Genomic DNA, 18,276 nt, shown 5'->3' with positions numbered 1-18,276 from the left:
TTGCGAATGTATTGAATTGGCTTGCGAAGTGGCTGCGGGATCAGAACAATCCCTCGATATAACCCTGATCATTGAGGAAAATCCGCTCGGCCGATGGTGATTTCGGCAAGCCGGGCATGGTCATGATCTCGCCGGTGATGACGACGACGAAACCGGCGCCGGCCGACAGGCGCACCTCGCGCACCGACACGATATGCCCCTCGGGCGCACCGCGCAGGTTCGGATCGGTAGAGAAGGAATATTGCGTCTTCGCCATGCAGACCGGCAGCTTGCCGTAGCCCTGCTCCTCCCAGGCGGCAAGTTGGTCGCGTACAGCCTTGTCAGCCGTCACCTCGCCGGCATGGTAGATCTTCGAGGCGACGATCTCGATCTTTTCGAATAGCGGCAGGTCGTCACCGTAGAGCGGCTCGAACCTCGCCTGTCCGGATTCGGCAAGTTCCACCACCTTATAGGCGAGCTCTTCGATGCCGGCCGAACCCTCCGCCCAGTGCCGGCAGAGGATGGCTTCCGCGCCGTGACGCGCGACAAATTCCTTCACGGCAGCGATTTCCGCATCCGTATCCGAAATGAAATGGTTGATCGCAACCACGACAGGCACGCCGAACCGTCGCACATTGGCGATATGGCGGCCAAGATTGGAGCAACCGCGCACCAGCGCGCCCACATTCTCCGTGCCTAAATCATCCTTCTTCACGCCGCCATTCATCTTCAGCGCCCGGACGGTCGCCACGATCACGGCAGCGCTCGGCTTCAACCCGGCCTTGCGGCACTTGATGTCGAAGAATTTCTCGGCCCCGAGATCGGCCCCGAAGCCCGCTTCCGTCACGACATAGTCGCCAAGTTTCAGCGCCGTCTTCGTCGCGATCACCGAATTGCAGCCATGGGCGATATTGGCGAAAGGCCCGCCATGCACGAAGGCCGGATTGTTTTCCAGCGTCTGCACGAGGTTCGGCTGCATGGCATCCTTCAGGAGCACGGCCATCGCCCCGTCTGCCTTGAGATCGCGGGCGTAGACCGGCGTCTTGTCGAAGCGGTAGCCGATGATGATGTCGCCGAGCCGGCGTTCCAGATCCTTGAGATCGCTCGCCAGGCACAGGATCGCCATGACTTCGGACGCGACGGTAATATCGAAGCCGTTTTGCCGCGGGAAACCGTTGGAGACGCCGCCGAGTGAGGACACCATACTGCGCAGCGCCCGGTCGTTCATGTCCATCACCCGTCGCCAGGTAATGCGACGCAGATCGATATTCTCTTCGTTGCCCCAATAGATGTGATTGTCGATCATCGCCGCGAGCAGATTATGCGCCGAGGTGATCGCGTGGAAATCGCCCGTGAAATGCAGGTTGATATCTTCCATCGGCACGACCTGCGCATAACCGCCGCCGGCCGCCCCGCCCTTCACGCCGAAGCAGGGGCCGAGCGAAGCCTCGCGTATACAGACAATCGCCTTCTTGCCGATGCGGTTCAGCCCATCGCCGAGGCCGACCGTGGTCGTCGTCTTGCCCTCGCCTGCCGGCGTCGGGTTGATGGCGGTAACGAGGATCAGCTTACCGTCCTTCTTGCCGTCCTGCGCGGCGATGAACTCGGCGCTGACCTTGGCCTTGTCATGACCATAGGGAACGAGCTGCTCCGGCGGGATGCCGAGCTTGGCACCGATCTCGAAGATCGGTTTCTTCCTTGCCGCACGCGCGATTTCGATATCGGATTTGATGGCAGCCATGGATCAGGTTCCCGCTTTCTCTGCGCGCGACGGACTCGGCGTTTATTTCAATCGGATAGCGAAATATGCCCGAACTGTGAATAGCGCTACGCGTGCGGCCCGCCTATTCCATGAGGGACCAGCGATCCGGGCTTTATGGAGGAGACCATGAAAGCATCTCGGCATCAATTTGCCGAGGCATCAGCCGGGACGATCGCCGCCTCGGATTTTCTGGGGCACCGGACACTTTCCTTCGCATTCGGTCCGCAGAGATGAAGGCCGGGCTCTTCATCGTAGGGGATCACACCATCGATGATGTCAAGCGCGAGTGCCTGAGGCGGATATATATCGCCTCTCCCGAAAGACGGCGTTATCATCATCGTGTCGAATGTCTCGGGACTGACGCCCATCTCGCTGAAATAGGCGATGAATTTTCCGCGCTCAGTCTCCGTAAGCTTGCTCGCCGGCTGGCTCAGGCCAAGAGCGGAAGTCCGTCCCACGAGCCGCGACGTTCCGCCCATGAAGGCAAGGGTGCAGCTCGAAAAACAGTACGCGCCGCCGGCGAATACCTCCCCCTCGGTCGGCCCGCTTTTGGCCATGCTCGCGGTGCAACGCGGATCCTGCATCGGACAATTCGGCAAGCGCGTTCTACCAACTGACGTATCGAGGCCTGCAGCGCGGATCATACGCCCCAACGCGAACGCTGCATCCTTGTCGCCGCCAAAGGACTGAAAGACGACCGGCAACTTTCTATCACCGAGCGTCTTCAAGATCGCTTCCAACTGACCCGGTGTATCCGGCATGATGTCGCCATCCGCCGAAATCCACTGCGTGCACTCTTCCTGGCAATTGCCATTGTACATCAGGAGAAAGTCCATCGGATGGGTTTCAGGCGCAGGATAGCTCGGGTATACGGTCGCGCGCTTCACCGGCGCCTCAGCGACAGCCGCTTTAGGCGCCGGATGGCGATAGCATACGGCATCGGCCACTGCGTCCTGTGCGCAGAGCGGCATGCCGGGCCATTCGTTGTAAGCCAACATATCCGTGATCAGACCTGTCCGAAGTGCTTCGGTGGGCGCTACCATCATCATGCTGTCGGGCGTGGCCCTCATCATCAGGTCAACGATGTCATCGCTGACTCCCATTTCTTTCAGATATGCCTTGAGAGTCGCCGCAGCTTTCTTGCCCAGCTTGGTAGAGCTGCTCTGCCCAGTAACCTTGCGGCCAATCTCCTTCCGGGAGACTTCCTGCCTCTTCCCGTTCACCATCTTATATTCAATGCGATAGGACACCCGCATCTTGTTGTAGACGGTCGTGATCTGGTGGACGCCGATATACGCCCATTGCGACGAAGCCCGCGTCGTACCACCTGCCAAAGCCAGCGGGCACGCAGAGACGCAATATGCTCCATACGAATATGTAGATCCTGCTGAAGCGCCATTCCGGGCGATGGCCGCAGCGCAACGGAGATCCTCTGGCGGGCAGCCCTCCAGCCGTGTACCACCGACCGCGGTTTCCAGCCCAGCCTTACGAATCATTCGTCCCATAGTATAGGCGGCGTTCACATCCCCACCTTCCGAACGGAACACGACCGGCAATTTCCGATTCCCGATCTTCTTGAGAATTTTTCTCATTTGGGCAGGTGTATCGGAAGTAATGCGCCCCTCGGCCGAAATCCATTCCGGGCAGGGTTGGTTGCAAACAGCACGGCGCACGACGATGAAGCTCATGGCCGGATGTTCTGACTGTTTCTGCTTGGCAGCCTCGGAGACAGTAGCTCCTATCGGCAAGTTGAAAAGAAACAAAATAAGTAATGATCGGAAGGATAAGCACTTCACCAAAAAAGAAATTGCAAAGCGCACGATTAGATCGCCCTAGCTGCACCTGATCATACGCTTAGCAATTGGATTAAACGGCAGCAAGCGGGATTCCGAGGGCCTGCCGCCGCTTTATTACTTTATTCTCCCATAGCAATCAGACTGGCATTGCCGCCTGCGGCCGCCGTGTTCACCGAGATCACCTGCTCCAACGCAAAACGCTGCAGATAGGCCGGACCGCCGGCCTTGAAGCCGGTGCCGGACAGACCCGATCCACCGAAAGGCTGGGTGCCGACGACGGCGCCGATCATGTTGCGGTTCACATAGACATTGCCGGTATCGAGCGCATCGGTAACGGTGCGGATCGTGGCTTCGATACGGCTGTGAACGCCGAGCGTCAGGCCGTAGCCGGAAGCCTGGATATCCTGCAGGACCTTGGGCAGCTCCTTCGCCTTCCATTTGACGATGTGCAGGACGGGTCCGAAGACTTCCTTGGTCAGCGCCGCTGGCTTGTCGAGCTCGATGATGTGCGGCGCGAAGAAGCTGCCTCCATCAGGCGCCTTGCCGGCATAACGCACCTTCTGCGTCTTCTGCATGTCGGCGATATGGGCTTCCAGCATCGCCTTCTGTTTTCCATCGATGATCGGGCCGACATCGGTGGTTTCCAATGCCGGATCGCCAAGTTGCAGCTCCCGTGCTGCCCCTTCGATCATCTGCGTCATGTGCTCGGCCACATCTTCCTGCAGGAAAAGCAGGCGAAGCGCGGAGCAGCGCTGGCCGGCCGAACGGAAGGCCGAGAGGACCACGTCGTCTGCCACCTGCTCGCCGAGTGCGGTTGCGTCGACCACCATGGCGTTGAGGCCACCGGTTTCGGCAATCAGCGGTACGATCGGCCCGTCCTTGGCGGCGAGCGCCCGGTTGATCGCCCATGCCGTCTTCGTCGAACCGGTGAAGGCGACGCCCGCAAGTGTGACATGCGCCGTGATCGCGGCACCGACATCAGGACCACCGGGAACGAAAAGCAATGCATCTTCCGGCACACCGGCCTTGTGGAACAGTCTGACAGCCTCATAGGCGATCAGCGGCGTCTGCGGCGCCGGCTTTGCCAGCACGGCATTGCCGGAAACGAGGGCTGCCGAAACCTGCCCGAGGAAGATCGCCAGCGGGAAATTCCAGGGCGAGATGCAGGCAAAGACGCCCCGCCCGCGCCAGAGGTAGCGATTGTCCTCGCCGGTCGGCCCCGGCATCTTGGTCACAGTGCCGAACAATCGGCGTGCCTCGCCGGCATAATAGCGGCAGAAGTCGACTGCCTCGCGCACCTCCGCAACGCCGTCATCGAGCGTCTTGCCGGCTTCCGCAGCCAGCAGGGCAAGCAGCCTGTCGCGGTTTTCCTCCATGAGATCGGCCATGCGTTCCAGCACAATTGCGCGCTCTTCGACGGAGCGGCGTGACCATGCCTTGAAGCCCTTGGCGGCGACGGCAAAAGCCTCGTCGATATCGGCTGCGCTGGCATTGCGGACAGAGCCGACGGTCCTCGAATGGTCAGATGGCGAGATGACGGGCACATCCGCTCCGCTTGCAGCCACGCCGGGAATGAGCGGCGTAGCGGAAATGGCGGGAATACCCTTGCGGATACCGCCCATCAGCTTTTCAAGCGTCGCACGATGACCGAATTCCAGTCCGGCGCTGTTCTTGCGCTTGCCGTAAAGCTGCAGCGGCATTGGGATCTTGCTGTTGCGCGCACTGGCACCGACATCGAATTGCAGCTTGTCTGCCGGACGCTCCAGCAGTGCCTTGATAGGGACGTTCTTGTCTCCGGCCATGGCGACGAAGGAGGAGTTGGCGCCATTTTCCAGAAGGCGACGCACCAGATAGGCAAGCAGATCGCGATAACCTCCGACCGGCGCATAGATGCGGCACGCGATGCGATCGTTGGAGTTCATCAGGTGATTGTAAAGGCTCTCGCCCATGCCATGCAGGCGCTGGAATTCGAAGCCGGAACGATCATTGCCGGCAAGCTCCAGGATCGTGGAGACCGTCAGCGCATTGTGGGTGGCGAATTGCGGGAAGATACGCGCCCGCTTGGCAAGCATGTGCTGCGCGCAGGCGAGATAGGAAAGATCCGTCGCCTGCTTGCGCGTCCAGACCGGATAGTCGTCGAGCCCACGCTCCTGCGCCCGCTTGACCTCGGTATCCCAGTATGCGCCCTTGACGAGGCGCACCATCATGCGACGGCCGAGCGTCTCGCACAGCCCGTCGATATAGTCGATCACCGCGACCGCGCGCTTCTGATAGGCTTGGATCGCAAGGCCGAAACCATCCCAACCGGCAAGCGACGGATCGGAAAAGACCGCAGCGATCACGTCGAGCGAAAGTTCCAGCCGGTCGGCCTCTTCGGCATCGATCGTAAAATTGAGTTGATGCGCCTTGGCCATCTGCGCAAGCTTGAGGAGATCCGGCACGAGTTCCTTCATGACGCGGTCGCGGTGGGTGGCGAGATAACGCGGATGCAGCGCCGAAAGCTTGACGGAAATGCCCATGCGGTCCGGCAGGTCCTTGCCCTTAGCATTCTTTGCCATCCAGCCGCCGATCGCCTCGATCGCCACGGCATAGGACTGCCAGTATCGCTTGGCGTCTTCGGCCGTACGCGCGCCCTCGCCCAGCATATCGAAGGAGTGGCGATAGCCCTTCTCTTCGCTCTTGGCAGCGCGGTTCAACGCGTCCTTGATCGTCTCGCCGAGCACGAAATGATGGCCGAGGAAACGCATGGCCTGCTTGGTGGCATTGCGCACGGTCGGCAGACCCATGCGCTTGACGAGGCCACGCACCACGCCTTCGGGCGTTTCGCCGGGGCGGATGATGCGGGCTGAAAGGCCGAGCGCCCAGGCCGATGCGGAGACGAACCAGCTATCGGCCTTTCCTTCATGCTCGCTCCAGCCGCCTTCTTTCAGCTTATCCTCGATCAGCTTGTCCTGCGTCAGTGCATCGGGCACGCGCAGCAGTGCTTCGGCAAGCACCATCAGCGCTAGGCCTTCCTTGGTGGAAAGCCCGTATTCCCGCAGAAAATCTTCCACGCCGCCGATCGACCCGGAATTCTCGCGGATCGCCTCGATCATGCCGCCGGCACGCTTGTCAATTGCGGCATCCTGGGAGGTCGAAAAGCGCAAGCCCTCGGCAAAACCATGCAGCAGACGATCGTCGTCACCGGCAAATGGAGCGTTGAACGGGGCAAACGGCGTGGAAATCTGGGTTGGCATGAAGGGTTCTCCGTGATTTTAGCAACATAGCTGTTCATTCGTGGTGTTTTTCACTAAACTGACGCCAACCAACATCATCTTCGCCTACCGACCGCCCGAAAGGCCGCGAAAAATGAAAGAACTCGACCGTCTCGACCGCAAGATTCTCCGCGCACTGCAGAAGGAGGGACGGCTTTCCAACATAGAGCTCGCCGAACGCGTCAGCCTCTCACCAACGGCGACGGCCGAACGCGTCAAGCGGCTGACGCGAGAGGGCTATATCACTGGCTATATGGCGATCCTCTCGCCGGAAAAGCTCGGCCGCAATCTCCTCGTCTTCGTGCAGGTAAAGCTCGACCGTACCACGCCTGACGTCTTCGATGCCTTTGCTGCGGCAGTAAAGCGCAGCGATGACGTCATGGAATGTCATATGGTCGCAGGAGGCTTCGATTATCTTGTGAAGGCGCGCATGGCAGGGATGGAGGCCTATCGCCAGTTCCTCTCGGAGGTGATTCTTTCCCTTCCCGGCGTACGCGAAACACACACTTATGCGGTGATGGAGGAGGTAAAAGGGACCGCCCTTTTACCCGTGTAGGTCAAAAATCAACTTGAACGCGTTTTTTCACTGATTAATTTTTCACAAAATGAATTAATCAGCGTGCGCTAAGTCAATTAGCACTAGCATGCGTGCGGATTTATGTATTTGATAGCGGTAACATGAAGACTTGCGGGGGCGTATAATGTCTTACATGACTACCTCTGAAAGGCAGTCATTGCTGTCGAGCGAACTGGCGGTAGCGCGCACGCGTGGCCTGTTCGCGCAGGCGCTTGGAAGAGTGGCCGCCGCTTTCGGTTTTGAGCACGTCACTCTGCTGAACGCGCCCTCGGCGGAAGATCTGCTGCTCAAGCCGCTGATCATCGAGAGCTCGTTGCCGGTTTCCTACATCAAAGATTTTGATCGCGGACATATGCTGCGTGCCTGCCCGTTTGCCGCCCGCATGAGGGAATCAGCCGTACCGCAAGTCTGGCACCTCAGCGATCCCGGCCATGCACAATCCTTTCCCGCCGACATCAGGAATTTAATGCTCCAGCGCGGCATGATGGCGGGTATCGCGATGCCGATCAACTCAGCCGATGGACAGCGCCTCGTCTTCTGGTTCGGCGGCGAACGCGCATCCCTCGGCCAGAGCGAGATCAACGAACTTGTGATGATCGTTCTCCACGCGCTCGACACCTACAATGCCGTCAAGCGCAATGAGGAAAGCGCTCATAGTGCGCTTTCGGCTCGTGAACTGGAGGTCGTACGCTGGACCGCACAAGGCAAGACCTCGATAGAGATCGGCCAGATCCTGGCGCTCTCGGATCACACGGTAAATGCCTATATGACCAACGCAATTAAAAAACTCGATTGCGTCAACCGCACCCAGTTGGTAGCAAAAGCCATCCGATTGAAGCTGATCAACTGAGGAATCAGAAGAGAATCAGCGCGTCATCCCGAATTAGGGGGAAACCGTGCCTCTTCGTTTCGAACAGCCGGCCATCGAACATCGGCCGCAGTCCCGTGGCCACATCGGCGTTACCGATGCCGAAGCGCTGACGATGTTCGCCGCCTATCGCCTCTTCGGCTTCTGGCGGATGAACCTCGAGACCGGGCATTTTTTCGCCAGCGAAGACGTACACCAGATCTTCGATCTTCCCTACAGCGAAGGTCCGGTCAACCTGACCGAACTCATGTCGCGCATCCATGAGGAAGACCGGTTGCTGATCGCCGAAACCTTCGAGCAGGCGAGCCTCCACCGGGTCGGTTTCCACTATGTCTATCGCGTCGACAACGGACTCGGCGGCTACAAGATGGTACGCTCCGTCGGCAAGTTCCGCGACGACGCCAGCGGCGGCGGCATTGTGGGTATCACCTACGAATTCGTCGAGAAGCTGCGCATCGTCGGCTTCGAGGACGGCGGCGCTCCGCTTTAACCATCAGGAAATAGCATTCTGGGCATTCTAGCGGTCGAGCACCGCACGGATTTCAACTAGGTTCGAGCGCACTCTCAATATATAGAAGCCCATCGTGGCGAGATGGCTGGGCATGATCCAGCCGTCCTCCCGCCCGTTGGAAATGATCGCCGGCTGGATGCGAAGTGCTGCCTGGAATTGCCGTGTCGTGCCAGCCCAGATTGCCCCGAGGTTTCGCTCCGACACAACCTGAGAGAAGTCCGCCTGCGCCGCCGAAAGAATCGCGTAATAAGCGTAGAGTTGTCCATAGGCGAACCAGAAGCGATCGTCGGCACGCGTATCGAACCAACCGCGATTGTGGTTTTCCGAGCGCTCAGCCAGCATGTCGGAGGTGCTGCCGAGATCGTTGGCGATACGATCGATGAACTGAATGAGGTTGTCGGCGCGGCCGTCGAAGACCGCATTGCAGCCAGCCAGATCGGTATTGAACTTGCGCAGGCTGTTGATCGCCGCACGATAATAGGCCGGCGTCGGCGTCTTCGGTCCAAAAGGACTGAGGCCGAAATACCAGCTAAATTCATCGAACTGCAGATTGCCGCGCGCGCTTTGCAGGTCGTTGTTGATACCTGACGTGCCGCGCACGCGCCCCAGCGTATCCACAAGCTCGACGGAAGTGCGGCGGACGGCCTGATTGATACCGCGCTGGAAGGATGCCTTGTTGTCAAGGAAGGGCGTGTGATCCCAATCGATGCCGAAGAAGCCCATCTTGTAGAGCAGCATCGACGATATCCAGGCATTTTGGTTGACGTTGAAATCCGTCAGATCGGCCGCGACATCGACGATCGCCGAGCGCTGGCAGGTCTTGACAGCAGTCCCGTCGATCGCCGGAATTTCCTGCCCTGCCGGCACCTTGCGATCCGAGAGGCGATATTGATCGACGAAGGCAGTGTTGAAATTCGACCAGACTTGCGTCTGCCAGATGAAATAGCCATAGAGAACGACGAGAAGCGCAACGAACGCGATGATCGGCAGCCGGATCATCCAGCTCCGCCGCGCATACCATCCGTGCGCGGCCAGGAACGGCCAGAAGGCCCAGGCAGCAAAAAGGCGAACCCAGCGACTGATCGTCTGGCCGATCAGTCTGAAAAAACCGGCAATCCGGTCAAGCATCGTCGTCTCCTGTCAGGCGGCGAAAACGGGGATATCCCCTTCATCCACATATGCGCTTGATCGCCCAAGTACAACAAGAGCCAAGGATATTTCGCCCCGAACGATGCGCGGGCCAGACACGATAGGATGTGATACGCTTCCCCTCACCACCCTGTCAGGAGCGCAGCGAACGGAAGAATCCAAGCCCGAACACAGGGGATTTACGCGCCACATCGATCAGCGGCGCATCGGACCGTTCCTCGGCATAGGCGGGGAATTTGCGGGCGAATTCCTGGTCGGCGCGGCTTTTTCGCTGGACCAGATCCTGGGGCACCAGCATGCCCTTCTCGAAAAGCGCGATGGTTTCAGCGATATCAGGAAAAAGCTCCGGTTTGATCCTCACCTTCATGCCGGGCCGGTCGGTATCGACCTGCGCCTGATAGATGATGAGCCGCTCCTCGGTATCGACCGAAAGCTTGCGGATGAGCACGTTGCAGCCAGCAATACGGCTGTTCAGCCTGTCGACGAAAGCCTGGAACATGCCGATGAAACGTTCGCGCCGCTGGCTCTCGTCGCGCATCGCATGTTCCTCGACGGAAATGCGATCGGCCTCCGCTATCAGCGCCTGGCGCTCCGCCTCCATTTGCGCCCAATGTGCCTTGTTGCCATAAACGCCGATACGGCCCTGCGTGTTCAATGCCTTGGCATTGAGCTCCTTCATGCGCATCCGCGCAATGTCAATCTCGTCGACCAGCCGCCGCCGATGCTCGACAATGTCGACGAGGCTCAGTTCGGCGCTCTTGTGACGATCGACAAGCGATCGCCTCTGGCCCTTGAGCAGCGTCGCCAGAAGATCTGATTTCGTCAGCAGATCGAGCAACTGTTCCACGACCGGCGCCTCGCGTACCCGTGCGCTGTGCATGCGCCACATGCGCTGGCGGGAAAACCATCCGGCTATCTTTTCACGCCGCGTCAGCCCGCGAAAACCGTCGAGATCGGCCGAAACCTTTGATGTCAGCCGGTCGAGGGAGAAAACGAGTTCTGCAAGCAGCACATCGAGCGTGGCGCTGTCGTTGAAAAAGGCCTGGAAGCGCGCATTCTGTTCGAGGAAAATCTCATCGGACGAGCGCCCCTCGTCGCCATCGAAGCCGGCGATGCAGGCGGCGCAATAATCCGCCTCGCCGGCCATCGCCTCGGCAAGGCCGCGGGCGGCATCATACTGGCTATCGAAAGGCGGGCTTTTGCGCACCGGGCACTCCCAGGGAATCTCCGTCTTCCAGACTATTCGCTTGCCGCGTCAAAGAAAACAGGCGTCGATCCGTTCAGACCGGCTCGGCAATCCATTCACCGTTCATCGCATCGTCCCAATGGCGGCGACACAGCGAAACATATTTCTCGTTTCCGCCGACATCGATCTGCGCACCCTCATGCAGTACCTTGCCCTCGGCATCGAGCCGCACGACCATAGTCGCCTTGCGCCCGCAATGGCAAATGGTGCGCACTTCGCGCATCTCATCGGCAATCGCCAGCAGTTCCTGCGAGGCCGGAAAGAGTTTGCCCTGAAAATCCGTCCTCAAGCCGTAGACCATAACGGGAATGCCGAGCCTGTCGACCACGCGGGCAAGCTGCCAAACGTGCTCGCGCGTCATGAAATGCGCCTCATCGAGGAAAACGCAGGAGATCGGCTGCCCTTCGCCGCTGAGCGTCTGAATCAGAGCATAGAGATCGCTGTCGTTTTCGAAGGGGATGGCCTCTGCTTCCAACCCGATGCGCGAACCGATGACGCCACGCCCGACCCGCTCGTCGAAGGCCGCAATCAAGAGAACCGTGCGCATTCCGCGCTCCTGATAATTGTAGGAGGCCTGCAGCAGCATGGTCGACTTGCCGGCATTCATCGTCGAGTAGTTGAAATAGAGTTTTGCCATCGGATTCTCCTTATCTGGCTTCTTGGAAGGTGGAGAACACAAAGAAAAGCCCCGACAAATTGATAATCACAGGAAATCCTGGCATCGAAATCGCTGAAAACCTGGAAGTTCAGGCATTCTGAAAAACCCCGGGGCGTCGCAATCACAGTGGCCGGAACGCCGCAAACGCGCCGAGATCGCTTGTAAAACTGGTCTATTGATGGTTGGCTTGGGAACGTAAGACTGGGAGTCTAAAATGAAAACAACAAGCGCATTCAAACTCGTTACCGTAACCGCAGTCGCTGCCCTCTCCGTTGCGACCGCCGCCTTCTCCGCAGACCCTGAAAGCTGCTCCACCGTCCATCTTTCGGACATCGGCTGGACGGACGTCACGTCGACCACGGCGACCGCCTCTCTGCTCCTCAAGAAGCTCGGCTATGAAACCGACATCAAGGTTCTCTCCTTGCCGGTCACCTATACCTCGATGAAGAACAAGGACATCGACGTCTTCCTCGGCAACTGGATGCAGTCCCAGAAAGCGGACATCCAGCCCTACCTCGACGACAAGTCGGTCGAGTCCTACGGGCCGAACCTCGTCGGCGCCAAGTACACGCTGGCAACCAATGCCAAGGGTGCGGAACTCGGCATCAAGGACTTCAAGGATATCGCCGCTCACAAGGACGATCTCGACGGCAAGATCTACGGCATCGAGCCCGGCAATGACGGCAACCGCCACGTCATCGACATGATCGACAAGAACACCTTCGGCATGAAGGAGATGGAACTCGTCGAATCCTCCGAGCAGGGGATGCTGGCGCAGGTCGCCCGCGCCGAGAAGGATGGCAAGCCCATCGTCTTCCTTGGCTGGGAACCACATCCGATGAACAGCAACTTCAAGATGACCTATCTGTCGGGTGGCGACGACACTTTCGGACCGAATTTCGGCGGCGCCGAAGTCTATACCAACGTACGTGCCGGCTATCTGAGCGAGTGCCCGAACGTCGGGACACTGATCAAGAATCTCAAGTTCTCCCTGAAGATGGAGAACGAGATCATGAACAAGATCCTGAATGACGGCGAAGATCCGGAAAAGGCAGCGGGCGAATGGCTGAAGGCCAATCCGTCCACGGTCGAGCCCTGGCTTGCTGGCGTCAAGACCCGCGATGGCAGCGGCGACGGCCTCGCGGCCGTCAAGTCCGGCCTCGGCCTCTGATGAAATGAACGGGGCGGATCTGCCGCCCCGTTTTCGTTTTCATCCCGATCTTTGTTCTCAAAAGACAGGCGCGCCTCGTGAATTGGATCACCGACGCTAAAATTCCCATTGGCCCCTGGGCCAAGACCTTCGTTGACTGGCTGACGACGAACGGCGAATGGTTTTTCAACCAACTCTCCGCCCTGTTGTCGCACGTCATTAATGCCTTGCTTTTCGTGCTGCAGACGCCCAATCCGCTGATTGCCGTCCTTGCCATCAGCCTCCTCGCCTGGTGGCTGCGCCGGTCGATTACAGTGGCGGTCTTCACGTGTCTTGGGCTGCTGCTCATCATGAACCAGGGCTATTGGAAAGAGACGACAGAAACGCTGGCGCTCGTGCTCGCCGCGACTTTCGTCAGCATGGTGATCGGCATTCCGCTCGGCATTGCGGCTGCCCGCCGCGCCTGGATCTATGCCGCGATGCGGCCCGTTCTGGACCTCATGCAGACCATTCCGACCTTCGTTTATCTCATTCCAGCCCTTATCCTTTTCGGCCTCGGCATGGTGCCGGGCCTGATCGCAACCGTCATCTTCGCCATCCCCGCCCCCATTCGTCTTACCCGCCTCGGCATCATCTCGACACCCCCTTCCCTCGTCGAAGCCGCCGTCGCTTTCGGCGCGACGCCGGTTCAGGTTCTGCGCAAGGTCGAGCTGCCCTTTGCAACGCCGCAGATCATGGCCGGCCTGACACAGACCATCATGCTTTCCCTCTCGATGGTCGTGATCGCCGCCCTCGTCGGCGCTCCCGGTCTCGGCGTGCCGGTCGTGCGTGCCTTGAACACCGTCAACATCGCCAAGGGTTTTGAGGCAGGCTTCTGCATCGTCATCCTGGCAATCATTCTGGACCGCATGTTCCGCACAGCAGGCGAAGGAGACGTCGCATGACTGCGGTTAGTTTCAACGACATTAGCATCATCTTCGGCGACCGGCCGGAAATTGGGCTCGCCATGGTTGACCAGGGTCGCTCACGCGACGAGATCGGCGCCGAGACCGGCCTCGTTCTCGGCGTCGCCAATGCCTCGCTGACGATAGAGGAAGGCGAAATCCTCGTGCTGATGGGCCTTTCGGGTTCCGGCAAGTCGACGCTCCTGCGCGCCGTCAACGGGCTTGCGCCCGTCGTGCGCGGCGACGTCGCCGTTTCGACGGCAACGGGGCCGGTAAACCCCTACAAATGCAATGCCAAGGCGCTGCGCGACCTGCGCACGCATACGGTCTCCATGGTGTTCCAGCAGTTCGCCCTCCTGCCCTGGCGCACCGTTGCCGAGAATGTCGGTTTCGGCCTTGAGCTCTCGGGCGTGCGGGAAGCCGAGCGCAAGAGCCGGGTCGGCGAACAGCTCGAACTCGTCAACTTGACGAAATGGGCGGACCGCAAGGTCAACGAGCTCTCCGGCGGCATGCAGCAGCGCGTCGGCCTTGCCCGCGCATTCGCCACCGGTGCTCCGATCCTGCTGATGGACGAGCCGTTCTCTGCGCTCGATCCACTGATCCGCACGCGACTGCAGGATGAGCTGCTGGAATTCCAACGGCGGCTGAAGAAGACCATCCTCTTCGTCAGCCACGATCTCGACGAGGCCTTCCGCATCGGCAATCGCATCGCCATCATGGAGGGTGGGCGGATCATCCAGTGCGGAACGCCGCAGGAAATCGTCAAGAATCCGGCCGATCAGTATGTCGCCGACTTCGTGCAGAACATGAACCCGATCAACATGCTGATGGCCTCCGACGTCATGCAGCCCGGGCTTGGAGATGCGGCAATCGGCATGTCGGTCAGCGCCACTGCGCGCCCCACGACACCGCTTGTCGATATCCTCGACGCCCTCTCCCGGCAGCCTGGCAGTATCGGCGTGGTCGACAACGGCCAGATTGTCGGGACGATCTCGGCGCAGGATGTCGTCGCCGGCCTCACGCGGCATAAGCGGAAGGAATAGACTTGATCCTTTCACTCCGCTTTGCCACAACGCGGATATGAAAGAACCGTCCTCCACGCTCCGTGAAACCGACGACGAGGCCCGCAAGCTGGCGCGCACTCTCTTGCGCTCCGCCCGCTATGCGGCTCTCGCCGTTCTCGATCCTGAAACCGGCTTTCCCTTCGCAAGCCGGGTTCTTCTCGGCACCGACATAGACGGCGTTCCGGTCATTCTCGTTTCCGCGCTCTCGACCCACACGAAAGCGCTCGCCGCCGATGCCAGAGCCTCGCTCCTGACCGGCGAGCCCGGCAAGGGCGATCCGCTCGCCCATGCCCGCCTGACGACCCAATGCCGTGCGGAACAGGTGGAGCGGGATACGCCCCTCCACGCGCGCATCCGCACCCGTTTTCTCAACCGTCACGCCAAGGCGAAACTCTATATCGATTTCCCGGATTTTCGTTTCTTTCGCCTCATCCCGCAATCGGCCAGCCTCAACGGCGGATTCGGCCGTGCTTACATTTTAGACGGCAGCGATCTCGTGATTCACTCCGAGGCAAATGATGACATCGCCGAAAAAGCTGACGCCGCAGTGCAAGATTTAGTAGCCCGCCATCCGGATCTGATGTCAGCGCTGGCATCCAGGCTAAAGGCCCCTGAAGCCGGTCCCTGGCGCATAAGTGGGGTCGATTTCGCAGGTTTTGATATGATTTCAGGTGACTTATTGTTGCGTTGCGAGTTCGACATACCCGCGGAGGATTTGGATCACATTTGTTCAAACATATCTAAAATAGCATACCTGATACCTTAAATTTAGGTATATACAATCTTCAAGCCCAATTGCTAGTTTTCGCCGTCAGTCAAAGAACCGTCTGACGGCCTGTGCCTGTACGGATGATGTACGTTTCGCATTAGGAAGAAAAAATATGGAAACCTCTGATTTGGCCGATCACACCAATGTGGCGGCAGCTTTATTATCGGCCATGGCCAACCCCAAGCGTTTGCTGATACTCACCAGCCTGGTAAAGGGAGAAGTGCCTGTCGGCGTTCTCGCCACCCAGGTCGGTCTGAGCCAGTCGGCCCTCTCCCAGCATCTGTCGAAATTGCGCGCTCAGAAGCTGGTCAAGACCCGTCGCGATGCACAGACGATCTACTATTCCAGCAACTCCGAGCCGGTTATGAAAATCCTTGCAACACTCGAGGATATCTACGTGACACAGAACCGGAGCAGGTCTGCAGCCTGATGTTAGCGCTGACATGATGTCAGTCTGAGTAGTGTCTGAGGAGATGTCTCCACGGACACTGCTCACGCTATTTCAGCACGTGAAGCGTTGGAGACCGGCAATTCGCGAGAACTGCCGGTCTCTTTTTATTGCGAAAAGCGGGCTTAGCTGCCAACAACTTCGTTGTTGCCGCGGGTCAGCACGACGAGCGACGGACGAGCCGGTACACCCGGCTTGAAGTCCGGCCAACTGGTGCCAGCATCTTCCATCGAGGTCGCATCCTCATTGTCGGCCATGCGCAATTCACCCGGATGCTGGACCGAGAGGAAGGCGCTGGAGCCGTCGGACGTGAAGGTCGGCGAGCAGGTCTCCGAACCGACAGGGGCGATATAGATGAGCTTCGGCAGGGCGCGGCCCGGACCTTCCGTATCCATCACATAGACCGAATCGGCGATGCCTTCCGGCGGCGGACCGTCGGTGGTCACCCAGAGGCGGCCCGCCGGATCGACGGCAAGGTTATCGGGATCGGTGAACCAGCCAGCCGAGGTGGTCGCCGGGTGGAACATCGCCTGATCTTCGGGCTTTGCCGGATCGCCGCAGAGCACGAAAACGTCCCACTTGAAGCTCTCGGCTGCGTAATCAGGCTTATCCGGACCGCCGGGGGTCACCAGTTCCAGCAAATGCCCGTGCGGATTGGGGCCACGCGGATTGGCGACGTTGACCTGTTCCTTCTCGTCGTCACCCTGGCCCTTCGGCAGGCGATCCTCATTCTCGGTCATGGCAACATAGAGCTTGCCGGTGCCGAGATGCGGGATGAAGCCTTCCGGCCCGTCCATCGGTGTCGCGCCGACGAGATCGGCGGCAGCGCGCGTTGCGAGGACCACATCGGCCTGCGTCTTGAAGCCGGCTTCCGCCGTCAGCGGGCCTTCGCCAGCAACGAGCGGGATCCAGCGCATCGTACCGTCGCTTTCGAACTTGGCGACCGACAGCGTGCCGTGGTCGAGCAGGTCCTTGTTGGCGGCACGATCGCCAGGGTTCCACGGATCGCGGGTGACGAAGCGGTAGATATATTCGAAATCGTCATCATCGCCCATGAAAACCACGACGCGGCCATCAGGGGCGACGCAACATTGTGCACCTTCATGCGTCATGCGGCCGAGCGACGTACGCTTGACCGGCTTTGCCGTTGGATCGAACGGATCGATTTCGACCACCCAGTCGAAACGCATCCATTCATTCGGCTCTTCCTCGAACTTGAAGCGCGGCTCGACGCGGCTGACGGAGTAGATGTCGTTCTCATCCTCGTCCCAACCCTGGCGCTCGACCAGCTCCTGGTTCAGCAGCTTGGTATAGTCGCCGGCGAATACGTCCATTGCGCCTTCTTCACCTGACAGCATCGTGCCCCAGGGCGTGATGCCGCCATTGCAATTCGAGATCGTACCGAAAACGACCGTACCGGTTGGATCGGCCTTGGTCTTGAGGCGGTCGTCACCGGCAGCCGGGCCGGAAATACCGATTTCCGTGCTCATGTGGATGCGGCGGTTATACTTGCCGTCCTTGACCACCTGCCACTGATTGCCGTCCTTGCGCACTTCGAAAACCGAGACGCCGACAGCGGCCATGACAGCACGGATCTGGTCTTCGGTCATCTTCTCACGGTAATTGTCCATCGTCAGTCCCGGGAACATCAGGAAGGGCGTGGCATATTCATGGCTGACGACCATCAGGCCATGATCGGAGCTCTTCTCGCCCCAGGGCAGCGGCAGGAACTGCGTGAAATCGTTATTGTAGCCGAACTGGCGCTCGGCGGCCTTGCCGTCGAGCTTGGTGACATCGAATTCCGGGCTGTCGGTAAAGAGCGCGTCGCCCCAGCGAATGAGGATCTGGCGCTCGTAACCTTCGGGCCAGTGGTCGGCGGTGTCGCGCACGCGCTTCAGCTCGGGGAAAGTAAGGCTCGACTCGGCGGCTTCTGCCTTCGTTGCTTCGAGCGCCGGCGCAAAAGCGGCCGCGCCCATGGCAGCGATGAAGCCCTTCAGAACGGTACGGCGACGAACGCCTTCTTCGAGAATGGTGCCGTAGCTCGGCGCAAATGCACGCCGCGGATTGGGGCGCGGCCTGGTTTTCTGGCGGTCCGTCATGA

15 protein-coding genes are annotated in these 18,276 nt (G+C 59.5%); 8 read left to right on the top strand and 7 right to left on the bottom strand.

From position 1 onward, the window contains the following. Window positions 1-40 precede the first annotated feature (40 nt). The 3 genes from FHT87_RS15875 to putA all read right to left on the bottom strand — a co-directional run bounded on the left by FHT87_RS15875 (window position 41) and on the right by putA (window position 6,773). Window positions 41-1,720 (bottom strand): formate--tetrahydrofolate ligase, encoded by a 1,680-nt coding sequence (locus tag FHT87_RS15875; protein ID WP_183803178.1) that lies wholly within the window; start codon window positions 1,718-1,720, stop codon window positions 41-43. 164 nt (window positions 1,721-1,884) lie between these two features. Next, window positions 1,885-3,561 (bottom strand): hypothetical protein, encoded by a 1,677-nt coding sequence (locus FHT87_RS15870; RefSeq protein WP_183803176.1) that lies wholly within the window; start codon window positions 3,559-3,561, stop codon window positions 1,885-1,887. Between the two features lie 95 nt (window positions 3,562-3,656). Continuing rightward, window positions 3,657-6,773, bottom strand: a complete 3,117-nt coding sequence (putA, locus tag FHT87_RS15865) for a bifunctional proline dehydrogenase/L-glutamate gamma-semialdehyde dehydrogenase PutA (RefSeq protein ID WP_183803175.1) — start codon at window positions 6,771-6,773, stop codon at window positions 3,657-3,659. A 112-nt stretch (window positions 6,774-6,885) separates the two neighbouring features. Between putA and FHT87_RS15860 the strand changes: the two genes are divergently transcribed. The 3 genes from FHT87_RS15860 (at window position 6,886) to FHT87_RS15850 (ending at window position 8,726) form a co-directional block, all read left to right on the top strand. Then, window positions 6,886-7,347 carry an Lrp/AsnC ligand binding domain-containing protein gene (locus tag FHT87_RS15860; protein WP_183803173.1) on the top strand — a complete coding sequence of 154 codons (462 nt, stop codon included), beginning with the start codon at window positions 6,886-6,888 and terminating at the stop codon, window positions 7,345-7,347. Window positions 7,348-7,492: 145 nt separating this feature from the next. Then, entirely contained in the window at window positions 7,493-8,218 is a 726-nt protein-coding gene (locus FHT87_RS15855; protein ID WP_183731728.1) for a LuxR family transcriptional regulator, read from the top strand. A 46-nt stretch (window positions 8,219-8,264) separates the two neighbouring features. Continuing rightward, window positions 8,265-8,726, top strand: a complete 462-nt coding sequence (locus FHT87_RS15850) for a diguanylate cyclase (protein ID WP_183803171.1) — start codon at window positions 8,265-8,267, stop codon at window positions 8,724-8,726. Window positions 8,727-8,753: 27 nt separating this feature from the next. Here the strand turns inward: FHT87_RS15850 and FHT87_RS15845 are convergent, their stop codons facing one another. The 3 genes from FHT87_RS15845 to FHT87_RS15835 all read right to left on the bottom strand — a co-directional run bounded on the left by FHT87_RS15845 (window position 8,754) and on the right by FHT87_RS15835 (window position 11,779). Continuing rightward, window positions 8,754-9,875 (bottom strand): DUF2333 family protein, encoded by a 1,122-nt coding sequence (locus tag FHT87_RS15845; RefSeq protein WP_183803169.1) that lies wholly within the window; start codon window positions 9,873-9,875, stop codon window positions 8,754-8,756. A gap of 154 nt (window positions 9,876-10,029) precedes the next feature. Further along, window positions 10,030-11,103 carry a hypothetical protein gene (locus tag FHT87_RS15840; RefSeq protein ID WP_183803167.1) on the bottom strand — a complete coding sequence of 358 codons (1,074 nt, stop codon included), beginning with the start codon at window positions 11,101-11,103 and terminating at the stop codon, window positions 10,030-10,032. Window positions 11,104-11,176: 73 nt separating this feature from the next. Further along, window positions 11,177-11,779: a thymidine kinase gene (locus FHT87_RS15835; RefSeq protein WP_183731739.1), complete on the bottom strand. Its 603-nt coding sequence runs from the start codon at window positions 11,777-11,779 to the stop codon at window positions 11,177-11,179. A gap of 235 nt (window positions 11,780-12,014) precedes the next feature. Between FHT87_RS15835 and FHT87_RS15830 the strand changes: the two genes are divergently transcribed. From FHT87_RS15830 to FHT87_RS15810, 5 genes are all read left to right on the top strand, one after another. Then, entirely contained in the window at window positions 12,015-12,971 is a 957-nt protein-coding gene (locus FHT87_RS15830; RefSeq protein WP_183731742.1) for a choline ABC transporter substrate-binding protein, read from the top strand. Window positions 12,972-13,048: 77 nt separating this feature from the next. Then, the gene (gene choW / locus FHT87_RS15825; protein WP_183731745.1) at window positions 13,049-13,894 is read left to right on the top strand and encodes a choline ABC transporter permease subunit; all 846 of its coding nucleotides are present in this window, start codon (window positions 13,049-13,051) and stop codon (window positions 13,892-13,894) included. Next, entirely contained in the window at window positions 13,891-14,937 is a 1,047-nt protein-coding gene (gene choV / locus FHT87_RS15820) for a choline ABC transporter ATP-binding protein (RefSeq protein ID WP_183731748.1), read from the top strand. The genes choW and choV overlap by 4 nt, the downstream gene beginning before the upstream one ends. 37 nt (window positions 14,938-14,974) lie before the next feature. After that, complete coding sequence (locus FHT87_RS15815; RefSeq protein WP_183803165.1) at window positions 14,975-15,724, top strand: pyridoxamine 5'-phosphate oxidase family protein; 750 nt, start codon at window positions 14,975-14,977, stop codon at window positions 15,722-15,724. 115 nt (window positions 15,725-15,839) lie between these two features. Further along, on the top strand, window positions 15,840-16,157 hold the full coding sequence (locus FHT87_RS15810) for a metalloregulator ArsR/SmtB family transcription factor (RefSeq protein ID WP_183731754.1): 318 nt from the start codon (window positions 15,840-15,842) through the stop codon (window positions 16,155-16,157). A 143-nt stretch (window positions 16,158-16,300) separates the two neighbouring features. Here FHT87_RS15810 and FHT87_RS15805 read toward each other — a convergent pair whose 3' ends face one another. Next, the gene (locus FHT87_RS15805; protein ID WP_183803162.1) at window positions 16,301-18,274 is read right to left on the bottom strand and encodes a PhoX family phosphatase; all 1,974 of its coding nucleotides are present in this window, start codon (window positions 18,272-18,274) and stop codon (window positions 16,301-16,303) included. Window positions 18,275-18,276: the final 2 nt, after the last annotated feature.

This window comes from Rhizobium sp. BK316 (genome assembly GCF_014193695.1).
Lineage (GTDB): Bacteria > Pseudomonadota > Alphaproteobacteria > Rhizobiales > Rhizobiaceae > Rhizobium.
This window is presented reverse-complemented; position numbering and strand designations above follow the sequence as displayed.

Coding starts and splice junctions, on each gene's coding strand:
- FHT87_RS15875 (WP_183803178.1), bottom strand. CDS start 1,720: ATGGCTGCCATCAAATCCGATATCGAAATCGCGCGTGCGGCAAGGAAG.
- putA (WP_183803175.1), bottom strand. CDS start 6,773: ATGCCAACCCAGATTTCCACGCCGTTTGCCCCGTTCAACGCTCCATTT.
- FHT87_RS15860 (WP_183803173.1), top strand. CDS start 6,886: ATGAAAGAACTCGACCGTCTCGACCGCAAGATTCTCCGCGCACTGCAG.
- FHT87_RS15855 (WP_183731728.1), top strand. CDS start 7,493: ATGTCTTACATGACTACCTCTGAAAGGCAGTCATTGCTGTCGAGCGAA.
- FHT87_RS15845 (WP_183803169.1), bottom strand. CDS start 9,875: ATGCTTGACCGGATTGCCGGTTTTTTCAGACTGATCGGCCAGACGATC.
- FHT87_RS15835 (WP_183731739.1), bottom strand. CDS start 11,779: ATGGCAAAACTCTATTTCAACTACTCGACGATGAATGCCGGCAAGTCG.
- FHT87_RS15830 (WP_183731742.1), top strand. CDS start 12,015: ATGAAAACAACAAGCGCATTCAAACTCGTTACCGTAACCGCAGTCGCT.
- choV (WP_183731748.1), top strand. CDS start 13,891: ATGACTGCGGTTAGTTTCAACGACATTAGCATCATCTTCGGCGACCGG.
- FHT87_RS15815 (WP_183803165.1), top strand. CDS start 14,975: ATGAAAGAACCGTCCTCCACGCTCCGTGAAACCGACGACGAGGCCCGC.
- FHT87_RS15810 (WP_183731754.1), top strand. CDS start 15,840: ATGGAAACCTCTGATTTGGCCGATCACACCAATGTGGCGGCAGCTTTA.
- FHT87_RS15805 (WP_183803162.1), bottom strand. CDS start 18,274: ATGACGGACCGCCAGAAAACCAGGCCGCGCCCCAATCCGCGGCGTGCA.